The organism is Limnoraphis robusta BA-68 BA1, from assembly GCF_034932365.1.
GTDB lineage: Bacteria > Cyanobacteriota > Cyanobacteriia > Cyanobacteriales > Microcoleaceae > Capilliphycus > Capilliphycus robustus.
In genome coordinates this window covers 56,005-78,815 of record NZ_JAYGHR010000080.1, presented here as the reverse complement: position 1 = coordinate 78,815, position 22,811 = coordinate 56,005, and the positions used below count along the sequence as shown (strand labels likewise).

At 40.5% G+C, this 22,811-nt stretch carries 12 protein-coding genes and 1 pseudogene; 12 read left to right on the top strand and 1 reads right to left on the bottom strand.

Annotation, left to right across the window (positions count from 1 at the left end; translation table 11 throughout):
• Positions 1 to 246, bottom strand: a pseudogene (locus tag VB836_RS23690) (RNA-guided endonuclease TnpB family protein); the annotation flags it as partial.
• A 396-nt stretch (positions 247 to 642) separates the two neighbouring features.
• Here VB836_RS23690 and VB836_RS23685 point away from each other — a divergent pair.
• The 12 genes from VB836_RS23685 to VB836_RS23630 all read left to right on the top strand — a co-directional run bounded on the left by VB836_RS23685 (position 643) and on the right by VB836_RS23630 (position 22,697).
• A complete protein-coding gene (locus VB836_RS23685; protein ID WP_323223142.1) occupies positions 643 to 2,256 on the top strand; it encodes an ABC transporter substrate-binding protein in 1,614 nt (537 codons plus the stop codon).
• Between the two features lie 11 nt (positions 2,257 to 2,267).
• Complete coding sequence (locus VB836_RS23680; RefSeq protein ID WP_323223140.1) at positions 2,268 to 3,404, top strand: glycosyltransferase family 61 protein; 1,137 nt, start codon at positions 2,268 to 2,270, stop codon at positions 3,402 to 3,404.
• Positions 3,405 to 3,799: 395 nt separating this feature from the next.
• Positions 3,800 to 4,393: an O-methyltransferase gene (locus tag VB836_RS23675; RefSeq protein WP_323223139.1), complete on the top strand. Its 594-nt coding sequence runs from the start codon at positions 3,800 to 3,802 to the stop codon at positions 4,391 to 4,393.
• 175 nt (positions 4,394 to 4,568) lie between these two features.
• Positions 4,569 to 5,414, top strand: a complete 846-nt coding sequence (locus tag VB836_RS23670; protein ID WP_323223137.1) for a phytanoyl-CoA dioxygenase family protein — start codon at positions 4,569 to 4,571, stop codon at positions 5,412 to 5,414.
• Positions 5,415 to 5,420: 6 nt separating this feature from the next.
• Complete coding sequence (locus tag VB836_RS23665; protein WP_323223135.1) at positions 5,421 to 7,514, top strand: ABC transporter ATP-binding protein; 2,094 nt, start codon at positions 5,421 to 5,423, stop codon at positions 7,512 to 7,514.
• Positions 7,515 to 7,759: 245 nt separating this feature from the next.
• On the top strand, positions 7,760 to 9,619 hold the full coding sequence (locus VB836_RS23660; RefSeq protein WP_323223133.1) for a response regulator: 1,860 nt from the start codon (positions 7,760 to 7,762) through the stop codon (positions 9,617 to 9,619).
• A gap of 200 nt (positions 9,620 to 9,819) precedes the next feature.
• Positions 9,820 to 13,614: a PAS domain S-box protein gene (locus VB836_RS23655; RefSeq protein WP_323223131.1), complete on the top strand. Its 3,795-nt coding sequence runs from the start codon at positions 9,820 to 9,822 to the stop codon at positions 13,612 to 13,614.
• Positions 13,611 to 13,988, top strand: coding sequence for a response regulator (locus tag VB836_RS23650; RefSeq protein WP_323223129.1), 378 nt, complete (start codon positions 13,611 to 13,613; stop codon positions 13,986 to 13,988). Before VB836_RS23655 ends, VB836_RS23650 begins: the two co-directional genes overlap by 4 nt.
• 646 nt (positions 13,989 to 14,634) lie before the next feature.
• Positions 14,635 to 15,066: a response regulator gene (locus VB836_RS23645; RefSeq protein ID WP_323223127.1), complete on the top strand. Its 432-nt coding sequence runs from the start codon at positions 14,635 to 14,637 to the stop codon at positions 15,064 to 15,066.
• A 335-nt stretch (positions 15,067 to 15,401) separates the two neighbouring features.
• Complete coding sequence (locus VB836_RS23640) at positions 15,402 to 15,590, top strand: hypothetical protein (protein ID WP_323223125.1); 189 nt, start codon at positions 15,402 to 15,404, stop codon at positions 15,588 to 15,590.
• 278 nt (positions 15,591 to 15,868) lie between these two features.
• Positions 15,869 to 21,655 (top strand): PAS domain S-box protein, encoded by a 5,787-nt coding sequence (locus VB836_RS23635; RefSeq protein ID WP_323223123.1) that lies wholly within the window; start codon positions 15,869 to 15,871, stop codon positions 21,653 to 21,655.
• Between the two features lie 70 nt (positions 21,656 to 21,725).
• A complete protein-coding gene (locus tag VB836_RS23630) occupies positions 21,726 to 22,697 on the top strand; it encodes a GGDEF domain-containing response regulator (protein ID WP_323223121.1) in 972 nt (323 codons plus the stop codon).
• Positions 22,698 to 22,811: the final 114 nt, after the last annotated feature.

The window sequence follows — 22,811 nt, the reverse complement described above, 5'->3', positions numbered from 1 at the left end:
TATTGCTTGCCAAGTTCTATCAGCAGCAGACTGACGAGCTTGTGAATTGAGCTTATTAACCCAATGAAACTCTTTGTTATCAGCAAGTACAGCACAATATTTTTGCAAATCGTTACGACTTACATTTGGATTTTCTTCCCAATAACGTAGACATTTATTCCGGACAAACTGTGCTGTACGAATAGCTTCATCTAGTTTTGAGTATTGCGCTTGTGTTCCTTTGAGTTGGGCTTCTATTACTAACACTTGATCACCTCCTTATCAACAATTATAGCAAATTTTATAAAGAGATGATAGACTTATAAACAAATCGGTTGACCGCAATTCATCTCACCGTCAAATCAAAGATTATGACGGGAGCATTCTTGCGGAAGATAGGTAAAATAGTAATTCGAGTAGTTTAACTTAGCTTTCCTCATTTATACCAATCGATCTTCAATGGGTTCTATACGAATCTACACAATTTTAATATATCTACGTCGAATCAGGTGGCCGAGAGTATTTCTCCGACTTCTGCCTGGGGTAATAGCAATAGTAGTCGTCTTCCAAGGCTGCCTCCCTAATGGGTTCATAACCGAAACTGACAAAATTCCTTATCTAGTCACTAGCGAACTGAATAGTCCAGCCACCTTCAACCCCGTTATGAGCCTCGATCCCCATGCGATGCTAGGGTTGATCTATGAAGGACTGATTACAGAAAATGGAGAAACAGGAGAACTAGAACCCGGCATCGCCGAGTCTTGGAGAATTTCCGACGACCAACAACAGATTATCTTTAACCTCCGCTCGGACGTGCGCTGGTCAGATGGAGAGCCACTTACAGCAGATGATGTCGTCTTTAGCTTCAATAAAATCTACTTTAACGAAAACATTCCTAACGGGGAGCAAGATGTTTTTCGGATTGGTCAAGCCGGGAAGTTTCCCCAAGTTCGCAAAATTAGTCCCAACCAAGTCAAATTTATCAGTCCAGAACCCTTTGCTCCCCTGTTGCGGTATGCGGGGAAAGTTAAGCTGTTACCCAAACACGCCTTAGAAGATACTGTCAATAGGACTGATGAAAAGGGCTTGCCCGAATTTTTATTAGCCTGGGGAACCGATACCCCGCCAGAACAACTGATTACCAATGGCCCCTATCGCCTGTTGAGATTCCAACCCGAAGAGCGAATCATTCTGGAGCGCAATCCCTACTATTGGCGCAAAGATGATCAGGGCAACCCCCAACCTTATATCGAACGCATCGTAATCTCGATTGTCGGATCGACTGATAATGCACTGATACAGTTTCGCTCTGGTGGATTGGATATGATCAACCTTCCGAGTAGTTTCTTTTCACTGATGAAGCGGGAAGAAGAAAAAGGAAACTTCACGATCTACAACGGCGGACCGGCACCGGCTACCCATTTACTCACGTTCAATTTGAATCAGGCTACCCGTGAAGGAAAACCTCTGGTAGACCCGATTAAGTCTCGCTGGTTTAATACCCTGGAATTTCGCCAAGCGATCGCCCATGCCATCGATCGCTCTACCATGATTAATAATATCTTTCAGGGGTTAGGCACGCCCCACGATTCCCCCATCTATAAACAAAGTCCCTATTACCTCTCCCCAGAAGAAGGGCTACCCACTTACAACTACGATCTTGATCGTGCCAGACAACTGTTAAAGCAGGGGGGATTCCGATATAATACTCAGGGACAACTGGAGGATGCTGACGGCAACCCTGTGCGCTTTACCCTGCTGACCAGTAGCGACAACCAAATTCGAGTCAAAATCGGAGTTCAAATTAAGCGAGATCTTGCCAACATCGGTATGACTGTAGACTTGCAACAACTTGAGTTCAATACTTTTATCAGGAAAGTCTTAAAGACTCTCGACTGGGATGCACAGATCATGCACTTCGTCGGCGGTGGCGTAGAACCGGATAATGGCCGTAGAATCTGGTCAATCGATGGGAGTGTTCATACCTTCAACCAGAACGTCTTTTACGGCGCTCCTTTGAAGGGAAGAGTGATTCCCGACTGGGAACAAAAAATCAGCGACCTCTATATTCAGGGCAGTCAAGAGTTAAATGAACAGAAGCGTCGAGAAATTTATGGTCAGGCTCAAATTTTAGCCCAGGAATATCTCCCCTTTATTTACCTTGTCAATCCTCTCTCGTTCTCGGCTATTCGCAATGATGTCAAGAATGTACGTTTCTCTGGGCTAAGTTGGAGATTATGGAATGTGTATGAGTTAAAACTAGAGAGATCCTCCTAAAGAAATTCAAGATGCTGACTATTAATACGAATCTCAAAGAACTGGCAAAAAAAAATGGATGGCTGTTTGAGGTTGTCACTCCCCCAAGCATTCAGATGAGCTACCCTTCCAACACCGTCGAAGAAGATCTCCTATACGTTATTCAAGATTGGGCCGAACTTCTAACACAGCCGGCTGAAGAACGCACTAAACTCGGTAGAGAAGAATATTTTTATCATCTTCATTGCGTTACCAATTACGAAATAGACGAGACTTTTATCTGTGTTATTCCCAATGCTTTTATTGTTAACAAAATGGGACTAACTCTGACTTATGATATGGAAATTATCCGTCAATCTCTAGACAGTCAAAACCCGGAAATTTGTTTAAATCCAGAACAAATAAAAAATCAGTTTAACCCTAGTAAAATACTTTCAGGAACTTATGTATCGCTTCTATCTTACTGGAGTTATACCCTAAATTTTGCTCACTGGTTGATGGATTGCTTGCCAAAACTTTCTTTAATTGCATCACTCAATGATAGCGTCAAAGCCGATTTAAAGTTTATTATTCCTGAAAGTTCACCACACTATATTCTAGATTCTCTCAAACTATTAGGAATTAAAGAAAATCAAACCCTTCCCATTTCAGAACAGGGCTTCCAGGTTGAAAAACTAATTCTGTGTCATGCAGCACAAAATCCCGGTAGACCCAGTAAAAAGCATATTTTAACGATACGAGACAAATTACTCTCTTCTGTTAGAGCGACTAAAGACCATAACTTAGCTTCTAGACGGCTCTATATTTCTCGCTCTCAATCTTCACGAAAAATAGTTAACGAAGAGGAGATTTTACAGGTTTTGAAAAATTATAACTTTGAAGTCATACACTGTGAAAGAATGAGCTTCGCTGAACAGATCGCTCTCTTTTCCGAGGCTGAGGTTGTCCTGGGTCCTCATGGGGCGGGAATATATAATCAAATTTTTTGCCGCTCAGGGACAACTATCATAGAAATTTATAACAAAGACTACTGGCATCATTCATCTCGAATCATTTCCAGTTTTCTGGGACATACTCACTGGCATATTTTTGGGGAGAATGTCAGTTCAGATTGGCAAACATGGGTAGATCCGTTGAAGCTAGAGAAAGTATTATCTCTGGCTTTATAAAGATATCACGCGAGTCAAACGCCCATTATTCCAAACGTTTTGAAAGTTTTTGTACGGGTTTGCCTGATTTTCAGTAAAATGATAAATGACTGTTTGTATACCTCCATCTGTGAGAGGGACAATTTAATTATGCAATCGATTGGCTCTTCTGAAACATACAGTTCTAGTCAAACTAACTTAAATCGAGTTCGCTTTCTTCGAGAAAGAAGACTTTGTAGGCCCATTTACCCGGGGTCAAACAGCTAGTTTAGTTGCTCTACGTGATGCCATGAGTAAAACGGTAGAAGACTATCAAGCTCAGGACACTTTCAGTCAGGCTCTTTAAACCCATCTTAATGGATCAAAGAATCGTTCAATTTGTATACTCACTTAGCAAAGTAAAGATATAAGTAGCCATGCAAAAATCTGGAAAAACTCAAGAATATATAACACGTAACCTTAGGGGTTTTGAAGGTGATTTTTATATTGAAGAAGAAATCAAAAAACTCGTTGGTAAATATGAGATAAAAACGATAATTGAAACCGGAACTTTTCTAGGGGGTACAACCAAAAGATTGGCTCAAATTGCCGAGAAAATTTATACAATAGAAGTAGATTCTGACAACGTTACAGAAGCCAAAGAATTCCTAAAGGACTCAACCAATGTTACTATAATGGAGGGGAGTAGTCCAAATATAATCAGGGATTTACTTAAGCTAGATCATGGAAATATTTTGTTTTTTCTTGATGCACACTCCAAGGTATATACACCATTGCTTGATGAACTAAAGGCAATTGCTGAGGCAGAAATCAAGCCAGTCATTGTTATCCATGACTGGAAAGTTCCTAACTGTCCTGAGTTCGGTTACGACTCCTATAACGGGCAAGACTACACGTTTGAATGGATCAAGCCAAATATCGAAGCGATTTACGGTGATAATTATGCCTACTACTACAATAATAAAGCTGAAGGAGGGAGAAGGGGGGTAATTTACATTCACAGCATTTAGGAAATTAGGGAGTGTTTAAGAAACTGTTGATATGATTGAGCAAGCTATATTAACGTAAAGACCAGTATTAGCCTGTTAAATTTAGTAAAATAGACAGGGGCAAGTTGTAATCAGGTGTAGAATTAAGCCGTTTGAATGCTTGCACAATCACGTTCATGAGAGGAAGAATTTAATTATGCAATCGATTGGATCTTCTCAAACATATAGTTCTAGTCAAACTAACCTAAATAAAACTGAGCAGAAAGTCTCTTTCTTCGACAAAGAAGGCTTTGTTGGCCCGTTTACGCTGGGTCAAACTGCTAGTTTAGTTGCTCTGCGTGATGCCATGAGTAAAGAGATAGAAAACTCTCAAGCTGAAGAAACTTCCACTGAGTCGCCTCAAAGCCCTGTTATGGATCGCAGGATAGCTCATATTACCTCTAAGTTGGTTTATGACCTCTCTACAGAACCTCAGATTTTGGATGATGTTGCTGATTTTCTAGGCTCAAATCTCCTGTTTTGGATGGCAGAAACGATAGTCAGAGAACCAGGGCATGATGGTCATATTGTCAAAAAGACAGGTCAAATTTGGCATATAGATGTCATCAATGGTTGGATCAAAGGGGTTCATACCTCTATTGCTGTGACCGATATGACGATGAAAACGGGTTGTCTCCTCGTTATCCCCGGAACCCACAAATATGAAGCAGATCTCCCGGCTTTAGAAGAAGCAGGAGAGTGCGATCTCACCGATGCGAGTAGTCTGCTGAGGTTAGCCGATCAAATGCACCCAGAAAACGCACCTCATCAAATTAAAGCGATAGAAATGAAAGCAGGTCAATACTGCTTTACAAGAGGTGGAATTTGGCATGGTGTTAGTCGAAATAATGACACTCGAACTCGCTTTGGTCTTGTGGCTCGCTTTGCAAGACCTGATGTTGAAATCAAAAATTTTGCTGGCAATCCCATTCCTTGCATTGTAGTACGGGGTGAAGACTCTCACCAACTCAATCTACTGAAAACCCCACCAGAAAAAGACTAAATTAGGATGGATTATCAGAGCTTCATCTCCCCTTCCCCGACAATATTGGCTGTAGCTCTTGCAGTTGTTTGTTGTTGGGGCTTGGTATGCTACTTTCGCGGACAATCCTCAAGCCAGTCAATTGATTGTAAGAAAACAGATATTTCAAATTCAGTTTCCCCCCTTCGTCAAGCGATCGCACGCTTTACTCAACTTTTCTCTGTGGATCGTTGGGTGCCTGCATCTGAGAAACTTCAGCACATCCCCTCTCAACTGAAAGATTGCTCACCCTGGCAAGGGCATGAACTGCCCCAGAAAGATCAGAAAGTCAACTTCGGTAATTGGAGTTTATTAGTAAAAGAGTTCACGAGTCGTTTTTACTTATTCTTCAGATACGTCTGGATTTACTGGTCTCCTTATGTGGTGATTGCGACAGTTAGTGCTATCTGTTTGATGGGTATACCTGCGTACCAACTCGTTGCTGCTCATAAGCTAGGCAGGGCGATTGATCAAGGAGCCACTGTGTTGATCAGTTCAGCAATCCAACTGGCTATTCTATTACCTATAGCTTTTGGCTTATACATATTAGGGAGTCGTTTATCGGCTCGCGTTTCTAGCCGCGTTGCCAATGATATCCGACACGACTTGTTTGTCAAACTGCAAACCCTTTCACAAAACTTCCATAAACAGGCTCGACTCGGAAATTTGTTAACTCACTTTTCTGTAGATATTTATAAAATAGAGCCGATTTTAGGTCAAGAAATGGTTCGCAGTGTCGGTGAAATCGTGATGATCCTCGTCAATGTGGGGATGATGATTCGCATTAGTGGCACTTTAACCCTACTGGGTACTTTGCCTATGGTTATAATGCTACCCATTACTCTGTATTTGACGGTTAATATGACTCGGCGAGGTCTGGATGCCATTAACCAGAATGCCTTAATGGTGGATGCGGTACAAGAGGGAATTCGTGCCAGACCGACGATCTCAGGATATGGCTTACAGGCTTTATTTACAGGTTATTTTAGTGATGAGTTGAGAAAACTTGAGGACAAGAAAACCGAGGCTGTATTCAGCTTTCTTGTGTTTAAGTATGCAGTCACATTCTCCGCTTATTTGCTTGATGCTTGGGTGATGGGAATTGGAGGCGTTTACGTTCTCTCCAACCAAATTACGCTTGGAACCTGGATCACTTTCTTCACGATTTCTCATAGTATGTATGACCTCTTAGGTCAATTGGTTAATATGCGGATTGGTCGCTGGTTTGAAGCCAGTATTGGGATGCAACGAATTGACGAGGTATTTAAGCAACAGATTGAAATTCTTGATGCTGTTGATGCTCATGCTTTGACTTCGTTTGAGAAGATAATTTGCTTTGAGCATTTATCTTTTAGCTATAACAATGCACAGCGTCAATTGCACGACATTAATTTGTCGATAAAAGCCGGACAATTTGTGGCATTTGTGGGTTCGAGTGGTGCGGGTAAGAGTACGGTGTTTAACCTGCTGATGCGTTTCTACGATGCCACTGAGGGACGGATAACGATTGATGGGCAGGACTTACGTCAACTGACGCAGAAATCTTTGCGATCGCAGATGGGGATTGTACTGCAAGAAACCTTTCTCTTCAACACCACGATTATGAATAATATCCGCATCGCTAAACCAGAAGCTACAGAGGAAGAGGTTGCTGCTGCTGCTCGTGAGGCCGAAATCCATGACTTTATTTTGAGTTTACCAGAGGGTTACCAAACCGTAGTTGGCGAAGCAGGAGGACAGTTATCTGGGGGCCAACGCCAGCGAATGGCGATCGCTCAAGCATTGCTTCATCGTCCGCCTATTCTGTTATTCGATGAACCGACCAGTAGTCTTTCGGCTGAGATAGCTGATGCGATTAATCAAACCATTACCTCCCTAGCTGGTAGACATACTGTGATTATGATTACTCATCAACTCAAAGCAGCGATGCCGGCAGACTGTATCTTTGTTTTGAATCAAGGTCGATTGGTTGAACAAGGAACTCACGAAGATTTACTCGCCGATGGAGGACATTATCGTTCCCTCTGGGATATTCAACACAACACTGAACAGAGGGAAGTATCTGCAAGTCAGCATCAATAGAGACTCCTTAAACAGATAATTTAGCTTCTGTTAATCGTCGGTTAATTTCTCGACGAACCTCACTTGAAACTCGATAACCTCAATCCTACCGTTCTAGCTTAATAAGCTGATTGTTTTACGACTTGTATTGTTCAGGCGAACTTTAGGGTTTTTTCCAGAGAGGATACTGTTGGCAGTAATCTGAGTGTGTTTCATGCCGGAAAAATATTAGAGAATGGAACAGTAATAAGTTGCGGTTGAGTCCGATGAAAAAATCTCCGATCAAAATTCTATTGGTAGAGGATGACTCCTTACTGAGTGAAGCTTTAACAAAAGTGTTAGAAGCCAATCACTATATTGTTGAGTTAGCAAGCGATGGAGAAGCCGGACTCAGCCTGGCAACACAGGTCGAATATGACCTAATTTTACTCGATGTACAGCTTCCTAAACAAGATGGAATTAGTGTCGTGCGAGAACTGCGATCGCACAGTTATTCCAAACCGATATTACTTTTAACCGCTAAAAATTCTGATACTGATATTATAGCAGGCTTTGATGCGGGTGCCGATGACTATATTAGCAAACCCTATCAACCGGATGTTTTATTAGCCAGAATGCGAACTTTATTGCGGCGAAGTGGTGCAATTTTAACTCAAAATTTACCTCAAAATCCATCGGATATTTTAACTTGGGGAAAGCTTTGTTTAGACTTACATTCGGGGCGAGTTACGTTTAATGATCAGGTGATTTCGCTCACCGCAACTGAATATAATTTGTTAAAATTGTTTCTGGGAAATCCTGAACGGATTTTTAGTCGTAATGCGATTTTAGATCGACTTTGGGGATTTGATAATGCTCCCACCGATCGCGCCATTATTACTCACGTTAAAGATGTCCGAAAGAAACTCAAAACAGGCGGTTTAAGCGAAGAAATAATCGAAACCGTTTATGGGATGGGATATCGCCTCAAACCTCGCCCCATAGCTGTATCCTCTGATGATAATACTTCAGAACATCATAGTCCTCAAAATAAGCAATTAAATCTTGACAAACTCCTGGAACGCTTTCGGGGTATGTTTAACGAACGAGTCGCTGTATTAGAACAGGCAAAAATCGCATTTTTAGCGGGAAATATAGAACCAGAATTACACCAAACAGCCCAACAGGAAGCCCATAAACTTGCAGGTTCAATGGCATCCTTTGGATATCCTGAAGCTTCAAAAATTGCCCGAACTCTCGAACATTTTTTGAGGAATAATCCTCCCTTTACGCCTGAAGAAATTACCCAGTTTTCCCAAGGAGTTACCGCGTTAAAACAAGAGTGGGCTAAACCTCCGATGCCTGCCAAAGCTTCTTTAGTGGCGATGGTTTCCAACTCTCAAGTCTTAGTCATTGATGATGATCAAGCCTTAACAGAACAACTGCAAAGCGAATCTATAGCCTGGGGACTTCACATCAAGATTGCACCCAATTGTAGCACAGCTCGTTCCTATCTTACACGTTCCACACCTGATGTTATTTTACTCGATTTAAGCTTTCCGACAACCGAAGAAGATGGATTAATCCTACTGCGAGAACTTACCGAAAAATTGCCCAATCTTCCGATTATTGTCTTTACGGGACGAGATAGCCTCGCCGATCGATTAGCCGTTTCTCGTTTAGGCGCCAAACAATTTTTACATAAACCCGCTACCCCTGAACAAATTTTTCAAGCCATTACCCGTGTTTTAAATAAAACTCAACCTTTAAGCGCAAAAGTCTTAATTGTTGATGATGATCCTGTTATTTTAACTCATTTATCCACAATATTAACACCTTGGGGTTTAGAAGTCATTCCGTTAAATGAACCCCAACATTTTTGGGAAAAATTACTGATAACTTCGCCTGATTTAATCCTATTAGATCTAGAAATGCCCGAAGTTAGTGGATTAGAATTGTGTCAAGTGGTGCGACAAGATACCCAGTGGGGAGATTTGCCGATTTTAGTAGTAACGGCTTGCACCGATGCAGACTCCCTGCAACAAGCCTTTAGTGCGGGTGCGGATGATTTTATTACCAAACCCATATTAGGGCCAGAACTTGTAGCACGGGTACTCAGTCGCATTGAACGCGATCGCAAAAGGTAGAAAAAATTTGCATGAAAAATCGTCAATAACTTATTAATAAAGTTGAAAACTTACATCTTAATGGTGAAATCATAGATATCATAGCAGTATAAAAGCCCAAGATAGACATTTTTTGTGAGAAAAATTCACCCTCTTTCTACCTTTGTGTCTTTGTGGTGTTTCTACTTTCTCTAATGAAGCGCTTTAGCGCAACAACAAACATGAAACCCAATCAACCCTTGCCTTACGCAGTTGCCCTGTGCTTAACAGCCATTGCCCTTTTACTGACACTCTGGCTAAAACCCCTTCTGTCACCAATTATTAGTCCGCTTTTTTACATCGCTATTATTATCAGTAGTTGGTATGGCGGTTTTCGACCCGGAATAGTTGCGGTTTTCCTGTCAACTCTAGCAATCAGTTATTTTTTTCGGGTTCCCCTTCATCAGAATTGGATAACAAACCCACAGGATCTATTACAGTTAACTCTTTTTCTGACTGTTGGGATGGTGATTAACTTTGTAACAGGAAATCTTAAAAATAGCAAAAAAAAGGTTGAACGACTCAGCCAACAATTAGCCCAAAAAAACGCCGAACAATTGCGGATGGCCCTGTCAGCAGCACAGATGGGACTATGGGACTGGAATCTGGTGACAGGAGAGATTAAATGGTCGCCGGAACATGAACAGTTATTGGGGTTAACTCTCGGTACATTTGATGGCAAATATGAGACATTTGATCAATGTTTGCATCCCGATGATCGCCCAGGATTAAATCAAGCCGTACAGCAGGCTTTACAAACTCGCAGCACCTACCACCATGAATTTCGGGTGATTTGGCCTGATGGTAGCATTCACTGGATGGAAGGACGAGGACACGCTTTTTATGATACCATCGGTCAAGCTGTGCGAATGTCAGGAACGATTTTAAATATTAATGAACGCAAGCAAGCCCAAATTTTACAGCAACAGCAATTTGAGCAACAACGCCTGATCCTGGATATGACACAACGTATTCGGCGATCGCTCAATTTACAGGATATTTTACAAACTACTGTTGATGAAGTGCGAGAGTTTCTTCAAGTGGATCGGGTGATTATTTTTCAGTTTAGTGTTAACTGGGGGGGAACCGTTGAGGTTGAGTCTGTTGTCGATCAAACAATGGCGATTTTACCTTTTGATATTTACGATCCTTGTATTGGGGAAAAATATGTTGAACCGTTTAAACAAGGTTTAGTGACGGCAAAATCTGATATTTACAAGGCTGATATTAGCCCCTGTCATATAGAATTTTTAGCACAATTTAAGATTAGAGCGAATCTGGTTGTCCCGATTCTCAAAGGTGAGGAATTATGGGGATTATTAGCGGCTCACCACTGTAGATCCCCTCGGTTGTGGGAAGATTCTGAAATTGATTTATTGAAACAAATCGCCTCTGTGGTTAGCATAGCGCTTCAGCAATCTGATTTATTTGAACAGGTACAGACTGAATTAACCCAGCGCAAACGAGCAGAAATTGCCCTACAACAACTGAATTCTGAACTTGAACAACGGGTAATAGAACGAACAACACAACTCACAAAACTCAATGAGCGCCTATTAGTTAGCTTACAGGAACAAGAACAAGCCTCCCAATTATTAGCAGAACAAGCGGAACTTTTAGACCTTGCCCATGATAGTATTATCACTTGGAATCTCAACTCAGAGATCACGTTTTGGAATCAAGGTTCTGAGTTCATGTATGGTTGGAAAAAAGCTGAAGCATTGGGACAAGAGACTCATACTCTTTTGAAGACACAATTTGATCAACCGTTAGCCGAGATACAAACACAATTGTTAGAACAGGGGTTTTGGGAAGGAGAACTGATTCATTTCACCAAAGATAATTGCCCAATAACAGTATTAAGTCGTTGGGTTTTGCAAAAAGATAATGCAGGAGAACCGATTAAGGTTCTTGAAATTAACAACGATATTAGCGAACGCAAACAAGCAGAATTAGCCTTACAACAATATAGCCGAGAAGTCGAAGATCTCTACAATAATGCTCCCTGTGGTTATCACTCCCTAGACGCAGCAGGAACAATCGTTAGAATTAATGATACAGAACTCAATTGGCTTGGCTATACCCGTCAGGAAATCCTACACAAAATCAAGTTTTTTGAGCTGATTACCGCCGCAAGTCAACAGGTTTTTCAGAAGAACTTTAACTGCTTTAAACAACAGGGTGTTATTAATAACATAGAATTTGAACTGATTACTAAAACGGGTAATATTTTATGGGTGAGTGTCAATGCCACAGCAATTAAAGATCAAGCCGGAAACTATTTGATGAGTCGTTCAACGGTATTTGATATTAGCGATAGCAAACAAACCGAAATAATCTTACAACAACAAGCCCGACAAGAACAGTTACTTTTTAGCATTACTCAAGCCATCCGCCAATCTTTGGATCTCAATATTATTCTCAATACGGCAGTTACTGAAGTGAGACAGACTTTACAAACAGATCGAGTGGCAATTTACCGTTTTAATCTAGATTGGAGTGGTGATTTTATTGTAGAATCAGTTCAGGAAAATTGGGTAAAATTAGTAGAAAATGGAATAAGCAAAGTTTGGGAAGACACCTATTTACAGGAAACAGAAGGAGGGCGTTTTCGCAATCACGAAAGCTTTGTAATTTCTGATATTTATAAAGCCGAACTTCAGCCCTGCCATATCGAACTTTTAGAACAGTTTCAAGCTAAAAGTTATGTTATCGTCCCGATATTTTCAGGAGAAAATCTTTGGGGTTTATTTGCTATTTACCAAAATTCATCGCCTCGAAACTGGGAATCATGGGAAGTCGAACTCCTAGAAAAAATAGGTAATCAACTGGCGATCGCCATTCAACAATCAGAACTTTATACCCAACTGCAAATCGAACTCCATGAACGCCAACAAACAACAGCTATATTACGAGAATCAGAACGACGTTGGCGATCATTGTTAGATCATGTACAGTTAATTGTTGTCGAACTTGATCTTCAGGGAAGTATTAACTATGTCAATCCTTTTTTCTTAAATATAACTGGATACACTCACGCAGAAGTTTTAGGAAAAAATTGGTTTAAAAACTTTTTCCGGGATTTAGAACAACAAAGGCTGGAAACGATTTTCCCGGAAATATTGACTCAAAATGCTCATCCCTATTATCAAAATTCAATCTTGTCGAAATCGGGGGAAGAAAAATTTATTGCTTGGAATAATACCCGACTGCAAGATTCACAGGGGAAAGTGATTGGTACGATCAGCATTGGCGAAGATATTACTGAACGACAAAAAATAGAACTAATCAAAGATGAATTTATTGGCATTGTTAGCCATGAACTTAGGACGCCATTAACCGCAATTCAAATGTCACTGGGACTCTTAAAAACCGGGATTTATGATAAAAAACCCGACAAGTTTAAACGGATGATAGAGATAGCCCTAATTGATACCAATCGCTTAGTCAATCTAGTTAATGATATTCTCGATTTAGAGCGTTTAGAGTCAGGGCGAACGATTCTCGAAAAAACGATTTTTAAAGCCGCAGATTTGATCCAACAAGCCATAGATGGAATACAAGCGATCGCCACTCAACAGCAAATTACCTTGACATTTACCCCAACCGATGCTCAAGTTTGGGCGGCACCCGATGCGATTATTCAAACCTTGACAAACTTACTCAGTAATGCGATAAAATTCTCTCCAGCCCACTCTACCATTCATCTGACTGCTGAATCTCAAATCGACTGTGTTTTATTCAAGGTGAGCGATCAGGGGCGAGGTATTCCTGCTGATAAGCTAGAAACCATTTTTGGACGATTTCAACAAGTTGATGCGTCAGACTCCCGTGAAAAAGGAGGAACTGGCTTAGGATTAACAATTTGTCAGAGTATTATCGAACGACATGATGGAAAAATCTGGGTAGAAAGTCGTTTAGGTGTCGGTAGTACGTTTTTCTTTACTTTACCCTTACCCTCGGAGAATATCAGATGACAAACAGACAAATTCTCGTCGTTGATGATGAAGAACATCTCAGAGAACTGGTACAATTATGCTTAGAAGATCTAGCAGGATGGCAAACATTAACCGCCGGATCAGGAAAAGAATGTTTACGAATTTTACAAACAGAACAACCCAATGCTATTTTGTTAGATGTTTCCATGCCGGAAATGGATGGGTTTATGGTATTTGAACAGCTTCAGTCTAATCCCGTTACCCAATCTATTCCGGTTATATTATTAACCGCAAAAGTGTTACCCAGCGATCGGGCTAAATTTTCTAAAATGGGCGTTGCAGGCGTGATCACCAAACCCATCGAAGCCATGACTCTCACCGAAGAAGTCGCCGAAATATTAGGCTGGGGTTAGACAGTTTACAGTTTACAGTGACCTGTTACCAGCTTTTACAGTTTACAGTTTACAGTGACCTGTTACCAGCTTTTACAGTTTACAGTTTACAGTGACCTGTTACCAGCTTTTACAGTTTACAGTTTACAGTGAACAGCTTTTGCAGTTTACAGTGAACAGTTACCAGTGACCAGCTTTTACAGTTTACAGTTTACAGTGACCAGTGACCAGTGAAGACAGTTGACAGTGAACAGCTTTTACAGTTTACAGTGACCAGCTTTTACAGTTTACAGTGAACAGCTTTTACAGTTTACAGTGAACAGTTACCAGTGACCAGTGAAGACAGTTTACAGTTATCCTAACCCCTAACTCCCTCTTGCCTTTTGCATGATTGCCTTTTGCATGATTGCCTTTTGCATGATTGCCTCCTTGATCACAAAGTTTTGTAACGAGGATCAAATCTTTACCAATTTTTTACCGTTGCTGTCTAGGCTGTTGTCATGTAGAGCAGAACGGTTCTATCCAGATAAGGCGGTTGAAATGAGTTATTTTCCTGGATTAAACAGTGTCGTTGGTGAATCTTCGGATAGAAGTTTCAGCGAAAAATTCTATTCACCCTAAGAAAATCCTCAATTTATGCCCCAAAATTTAATAATTAACGAATACAATGAAGGCTTTATCAGTGGTTAAAATGACCACTAAAACGATTTTAGTGATTCACAACGAACAGAATACAGGGGATATCATCCAGTTATGTCTAACAGATTTGACGGGCTGGAAGGTGCAGTTGGCGAATTCGCTTTTAGAAGGAGTAGAACAAGTTAAACTCTATCCAGTTGATGCCATTATTTTGGATATTTGCTTCTGTGAAAATGAGGTATTCTTGATGGCAAAAAAATTGAGAATTCAACCCGAAACTGAGAGTATTCCTATATTACTCCCCACGATGCGATCCACATGGTTTGATTGGCAACTGCTCCAACAGTATCAAGTCCAAATCGTCGTTGTCAATCCTTTCGATCTCCGCCAACTTCCTGTTAAAATTGCTAAAGTGTTGGGCTGGAACAGTGAACAGTTGTCAGTAACCAGTAACCAGTGACCAGTGTTGTAGGGGCGGGTTCCGAACAAATCTATATCTTCCCATGCAAAACTGTTATAAACCCGCCCCCCAGTAAACAGTGACCAGTGACCAGTAACCAGTGATAACTGTAAACTGTAAACTGTAAACTGTAAAAACCCGCCCCCTAAGACTAATAACTGATCACTGTTTTTTTAAGAAATATTGAGATTTGGATCGCTTTTTAACAACTTTGTATTTTTTACCAAATTTTTATTTTTGAGTTTTAGAGTGAAATCGTTGCTAACTCAACAGAACAAACAAAGTTTAAAATCCCTATCAATTACATCACTCTACCCTTAAAAAACGAGGTTTTTATGAAAGACTGCCCCTGTTGCTCAACTCCAATGATTCGCCAAATTCACGATAAACAAGTTTATTGGTTTTGTCGGCACTGTTGGGAACCGATGTTTGTTTATGATCTCAACAGATGGGGTTCATTGTTATCGGGGAATTTAGCGACTCAAATCGAACTCAAAAAACAAACTTCATCCGTGTTAGCTTAACTGTTAAATTGACTTTTGATAAATATTTATTGCTCGATTTTGGGGTTAATCTTTCTGCATTGATTTACGATCCGCACTATGCTTGACGATATCTCGAATCATTAAGCTCCGAAATGTAGCCTAATGAATTTGAGATATCTTAGATATAGTGATCTATAGCAGAGAAAGAGTTGATTAGGACACTGTTTTTCTGTCAAATCCTTTTATGATAAAGGTTTCAATTCTGTCTCCTGTCTCCTGTCTCCTGACTTCTGCTATAGCAATCAGTTTTTTGCTCTATGACTAAACTCAACCCCATGAGAACTTTATGTCAAATACCTCTTCAAAAACTGCTGCCTTTGTTGCTGGGTGTACTGGCTTCTGTAGCGGTTTTTTTTCTCTGGCAACAACTCACCATAAACGAAGAACTTCACATTAATCAGTTAATTCAACAAGAAGCCGATGCCATTCAGTTACAACTCAATCAAGAACTCACAACTCGGATACAGGGGCTTCAGCGCATAGCGAACCGTTGGCAAGCCAGTGGGGGTACGGCACGGGAACTTTGGGAAGCCGATACTACCGCCTATATAAATAATTTCTCTGGTTATCAGGCTATTGAATGGGTTGATTCTAATTTTAAAGTCCGTTGGGTGATTCCAGTAGTCGGAAATGAAGCCGTACAGAACCAAGATTTGAGTCAGGAGCGGCGTCACCTGATTACGTTACGGTTGGCTCGTGATCTCAATCAAGTAATTCTAACTGCGAATATTTCACTTGCTCAAGGGGGTCAAGGATTTATAACAACTATACCTATATTTGTCGGAGATCGCTTTGATGGATTTATTGTTGGTGTCTTTCGGTTTCAAAGTTTATTTGATAGTGTTTTAAGAGTGTCATCTGGATATAAAGTTGCGATTTATGAGAGAGATAAATTAATCTATCGTCAACCCGGACTTACGACTGAATCTGGCTATCGGAAAACCGTATTTATCAGGGCTTATGGTGCAGATTGGCGAGTTGAAGTTTTCCCAACACCTGAATTCATCTCAAAAACGAAATCTTTTTTATCGAGTATTGTTGTTTTAGGGTGTTTTATTTTAATTTGGTTATTAATTTTAGTTGTGCATTTAGCCCAAGTTCGTCATCACCAAGTTAAACAACAGAAAAAAGTCAATCGCCAGTTAAAATGGGAAATTTACCAGCGACAACAGGCTGAATTAGAGATGGCTCGACTGGCTGCAATTGTTGAATCTTCAGAAGATGCGATTTTTAGTAAAAATTTAGAAGATATTATTACAAGCTGGAATGCAGGAGCAGAGAAAATTTTTGGTTATACTGCACAGGAGATGATTGGTAAATCGGGAAAAGAACTGATTTCCGCAGATTATAAACCGGAAGAAGAGAACATTTTAAAAAGAATTATACAGGGAGAACGCATTGAACACTACGATACAAAACGCCGTAAAAAAGATGGAACGATTATCGATGTTTCTCTCAGTGTTTCTCCGATTAAAGACGAGAATGGCAATATTATTGGTGCCTCAAAAATCGCTCGAAATATTGCAGAACGGAAAAAATCAGAAGTTGCTCTACAAGAAAGTGAAGTTCGATATCGACAACTGATTAATAATTTAAGTGCTGGTTTTGTGATTCATGCTGCCGATACAAGTATTTTACTCTGCAATTCAAAAGCTAGTGAATTACTTGGGTTATCGATGGAGCAAATGATCGGAAAAACAGCTATTGATCAAGCTTGGTATTTTATCCGGGAAGATGGAAGTCGAATGCCCACTGAAGAATACCCTATCCATCGGGTTTTATCGACTCAAACTCCCCTCAAAAATTATCTCTTAGGAATCAATAAAGGCAGTCCTCCCCTGACTTGGGTATTAGTCAATGCTTACCCAGAATTTGAGGCAAACGGTGAACTCAAACAAGTGGTGATTAGCTTTATTGATATTACCAAACGCAAGCAAGCCGAAGAAGAAATTCAACACACTCGCAATTTCTTACAAGCTTTATTAGATCATTTACCCCTGGCGGTTTTTGTCAAGGATGTACACCCTGAAACATTAGGAGTCTTTCAGTTTTGGAATAAAACCTGTGAACAGTTATTTGGAATATCAGCAGAACAAGCCCTGGGTAAAACAGATTATGACTTTTTTCCCCTAGAACAAGCTAACTTTTTTAATAAAAAAGATAGAGAAGCTGTTGAAAAGAGAACTATTAAAGATATCCCCGAAGAAGTAATTGATAGTTATAGTCGGGGTAGACGTTGGCTGCATACGGTAAAAATTCCCGTTTATAATGAGCAGCATCAGCCCGATTATTTACTTTGTTTTTCAGAAGATATTACTGATCGCAAAAAAGCAGAAGCCGAGCGGCGAGAAATGGCTGAGGTGATGGAAAATGCCTTATCAGGTATTTCTAAACTCGATGCTCAAGGATATTACCTTTATATTAATAAAAACTATGCGAATATCGCAGGCTACGAACCTGAAGACATGATCGGGATGGCTTGGCAAAAAACCGTACATCCTGACGAGTTGGAAAAATTAGTTGTTGCCTATCAGCAAATGCTAAAAGAAGGTCGAGTCGAAGTTGAAACAACAGGAATTCGCCTAGACGGTTCGATTTTTTATAAACAATTGGTGATGATTGCGTCCTATGATCAACAGCAGGAATTTATAGGGCATTACTGCTTTATGAAGGATATTACTGACCGCAAACAAGCCGAAATTAATTTAGAACAAGAACTGCTGCGAACTCAAACCCTATTTAATACCTCAATGGATGGTATTGTTGTGATGAATTATCAAGGAAATGTGGTACAATCTAGCGCTGGTTTTGCCCGAATGATTGGCTACACCTTAGAAGAAACTCAAACTCTAAATGTTGCCGATTGGGATGCTCAGTGGACAAAAGAAGAGCTAAAACTGATGCTGGGTAGAGAGGAAATTATTCCTCTATTTGAGACGAGACATCGCCGCAAAAATAGTTCAGAATATGATGTAGAAATTAGCTGGAACCGAGTCGAATTAGACGGTGAGATCATGAACTTCTGCATCTGCCGCGATATCAGCGAACGCAAACAAACAGAGGAAGCGCTGCGATATCAAAAGGAAATGTTGGAAGCGATTGTTAATAATATCCCGGTGATGATTACCTTGTTTAACCCAGAGGGCAAAATAGAATTCATTAACCCCGAAGTTGAACGAGTTTTAGAATATTCCCTCGAAAGCTGGCAACAAAAAGATATCTTAGCCAGATGTTATCCTGACCCCGTTTATTGTCAAAGTGTTTTAGAATTTATGTTAGCCGCAACCGGACAGTGGAGAGATATGACCACCCTCACCGCAACCGGGAAGCAAATCAACACATCTTGGGCAAATGTGCGGCTATCAAGTGGGTATTCTTTGGGGATTGGTCAAGATATTACGGAGCGCAAAAAAGCCGAAATTAACCTGCAAATTTCTCAAGCCCGGTTTGCTGGAATTTTAGACATTGCTAGCGATGCGATTATTTCCATCAATAGCCAGCAGCAAATCACCCTATTTAATAAAGGGGCTGAACAAATTTTTGGTTACACGGCAGACGAAGTATTAGGAAAACCCCTCAACCTGTTAATGCCAGAACGCTTTGCCAATCTTCATCATCAGCACGTTAGCCAATATAGTCAAACTGAAAGTCATGGGCGACAAATGGCAGAGCGAGGCGCAATTTTTGGACGGCGCAAAGATGACTCAGAGTTTCCCGCAGAAGCCTCTATTTCTAAGCTAAATCTCAATGGCGAGGAGATTTTTACCACCTTTTTGCGAGATATTAGCGCTAGACAACTGATCGAAAACGCCCTGCGAGAGAGTGAAGCTCGTTTTCAGACTTTTATGAATCATAGCCCGGCTGCTGCTTGGATCACCGATGCCAATGGTGTGATCGTCTATGTCAGTCAAACTTATCTTCGCACCTTCGACTTACCGACTGATAATCTGATTGGCAAATCGATTTTTGAACTCTACCCCCCCTCTATCGCTCAAGACTATTTTAATAATATTCAGACCGTCGCTAAAACTCTCCAAGTCCTCAAAGTTATTGAAATTGCGCCCCGTCTAGATAAAAGTCTGGGTCATTTTTTGGTCTATAAATTTCCAATTCCTGACTTATCTGGAGATTTATTAATTGGAGGAGTTGCCATTGATATCACCCAACAACATCAAGCTGAAATTGCTTTACAACTGAGCGAAGAACGCTTGCAACTCGCACTCGAAGCCTCTGGAGATGGACTCTGGGATTGGGATATAATCACAGGCAAAGTTTACCTCAATTCCTACTATCAGGAGATGCTAGGCTATCCGCCTGAAGAGTTAATTATGAATACAATGGTTTGGGAAAATATGATTCACCCCGATGATAAATCCAGGGTCTTTGAATGTCTAAATGCTCACTTGCAAGATCCCTCCGTCAACTATAACTTTGACTATCGGGTGCGCTGCAAGTCTGGGGAGTGGAAATGGGTCGCTAACTATGGTAAAGTTGTCCTCCGTGCTCCCCAAGGTAAGCCGTTACGGATGATTGGAACCCACAAAGATATTAGCGATCGCAAACAAACAGAAATAGCACTCCGACAAGCAATGGAAGCCGCAGAAGCCGCGAACTTAGCAAAAAGTATCTTCCTCGCCAATATGAGTCACGAACTGCGGACTCCCCTAAATGTGATTCTCGGGTTTACTCAGGTGATGGCTCGTGATCCTTCCCTGACTTCCACTCAACAAGAAGATCTACAAACTATTCAGCGCAGTGGCGATCATCTCTTGAGTTTGATTAATGATGTCTTAGATCTCTCTAAAATAGAAGCCGGACATTGCACCTTAGAAGAAACGGGTTTTGATTTAATTGCCTTGCTGCATTCGCTACGAAATATGTTAGCTGAACGCGCCAGTTCTAAAGGGCTTGACCTTTGTTTTGAAATTGCACCCGAAGTTCCTCAATTTATTGTGGCAGATGCTCAAAAACTTCGTCAAGTTCTGCTCAATCTTCTCAGTAATGCCATTAAATTTACAAAAAAAGGCAATGTAACACTACGAGTTCAAACTCAGGAATTTCAACAGCCTAACACCCTGATGTTTGAAGTCGAAGATACCGGAGTTGGTATTGCTCCAGAAGAATTAAATACGATTTTTGATGCCTTTGTACAAGCCCAAGCCGGAAAACGTTTTGTTAGTGGAACAGGCTTAGGATTAACCATTAGCCGCAAATTGTTAGAACTGATGGGCGGAGAAATCACCGTCAAGAGTAAAATAGAACAGGGAAGTACATTTTCGTTTACCCTGCCCGTTCGCGTAACTGATGGAGTCGATCTCACCCCTGAACAGAGCGATCGCCTGGTGATCGGGTTAGCTCCTGGGCAACCTCATCGCCGCATTTTAGTCGTGGATGATCGGGCTGAAAATCGTTTACTCATGGTCAGATTACTGTCAAACTTGGGATTAGAAGTACGCGAAGCTAGTAACGGTCAAGAAGCAGTACAGCTTTGGAAAGAATGGCTACCTGATCTAACCTGGATGGATATTCGGATGCCCATACTCAATGGCTACGAAGCTACAAAGCAAATTAGGGCAATCGAACAGGGAAAAACCAGTATTATTATCGCCCTCACCGCCCAAGCTTCCCAAAGCGATCGCGCTCTTGCCCTGGCTGCTGGTTGTAATGATTATATCAGTAAACCTTTCCGTGAACAGACTTTATTTCTGAAAATGGCGGAATATTTGGGTTTAGAGTATCTTTATCAACAACAGGAAACTGTGTTCTCAGCATTCGGGAAAGAGTCATCCCAAGAGCATTCTTGGAACGGGAAACCAGACACTCGCAAGCCAAAACCTCATTTTGATCCTCAGCTTTTGGCCTCATTACCTCAAGCTTGGTTGATGAAATTAGAAGATGCGGCTATTTGTGGAAATGATATGGCGATCGCTGAATTAGTTGATGAACTTTCTCCTGAATTCGCTCAACTGGGAACTCGTCTAACAGCACTTGCAAACCAATATCAATTTGAACAAATTGTTAATCTCATTCAAAGCCGAGAATAAGAGAATTTAAACACAGTTATTTATTAATAATCTTAAACAAAAAACGATTACCACTCGAACTTTTAAAAAGATGACGACTTTACTTAGATCTCCGACAGAAACGAATATTCTCATCGTAGATGATACCCCCGATAATTTGCGATTGTTAGCCAAAATTCTAGAGTCACAGGGCTATATTGTTCGTAAATCTCTCAATGGAAAAATGGCACTCCAAGGAGTTAATCGAGATCCTCCTAATTTGATTTTACTCGATATTAATATGCCCGAAATGAATGGCTATGAAGTCTGCAAACAGTTAAAAGCTTCAGAAGAAACGGCTCAGATTCCGGTGATTTTTATTAGTGCCTTAGAAAGACTTGAAAATAAAATGCAAGCCTTTGAATTAGGAGGTGTTGATTATATTACTAAACCGTTTCAAGAACAAGAAGTGTTGATGCGAGTAAAAAATCAATTACTCATCCAACAACAGCAGCAAAAACTCATCGAACAAAATCAACGTTTAAAACAGGAAATTCAAGAGCGTTTAAAAGCAGAAGCAGAAGTCAGACAGTTATCTCTGACGGATGAATTAACCGGACTTTATAACCGACGAGGCTTTTTTGTCTTAGCTGAACAACAAATCAAAATCGCTCGACGCACTCAAGTTTCATGCTGTATTGTATTTGCTGATTTAGATGGATTGAAGAAAATTAATGATACACTAGGGCATGAAATCGGAGATAAAGTCATTGTTGATGCCGCCAAAATCTTAAAACAAACCTTTCGAGATGCGGATATTATTGCTAGACTAGGAGGCGATGAATTTGCTTTATTTATATCCGGTGTAGATGGCAGTATATCTAACTTTTATGTCCGGCTAAAAGCAAATATTGATGAGTTAAATCAAAAGCAAAATCAAGCTTATAAACTTTCAATGAGTATGGGAATACAGACTTGTAATTTTAATGATAATGACTTTTCACTCGAACAAGGATTAGCACTGGCTGACCAACTCATGTATGAACATAAACAGAATAAATATAGCCGTACAAAGACGCATTAGAATATTTTCTGATATAAAAAAGACCTAAACAACCAGAATATTCCCTCTTTGTGTCTCTGTGTCTTTGTGTTTTTTATACTTAAAAATAATAGTCAACTTTTCCAGATTGTACAG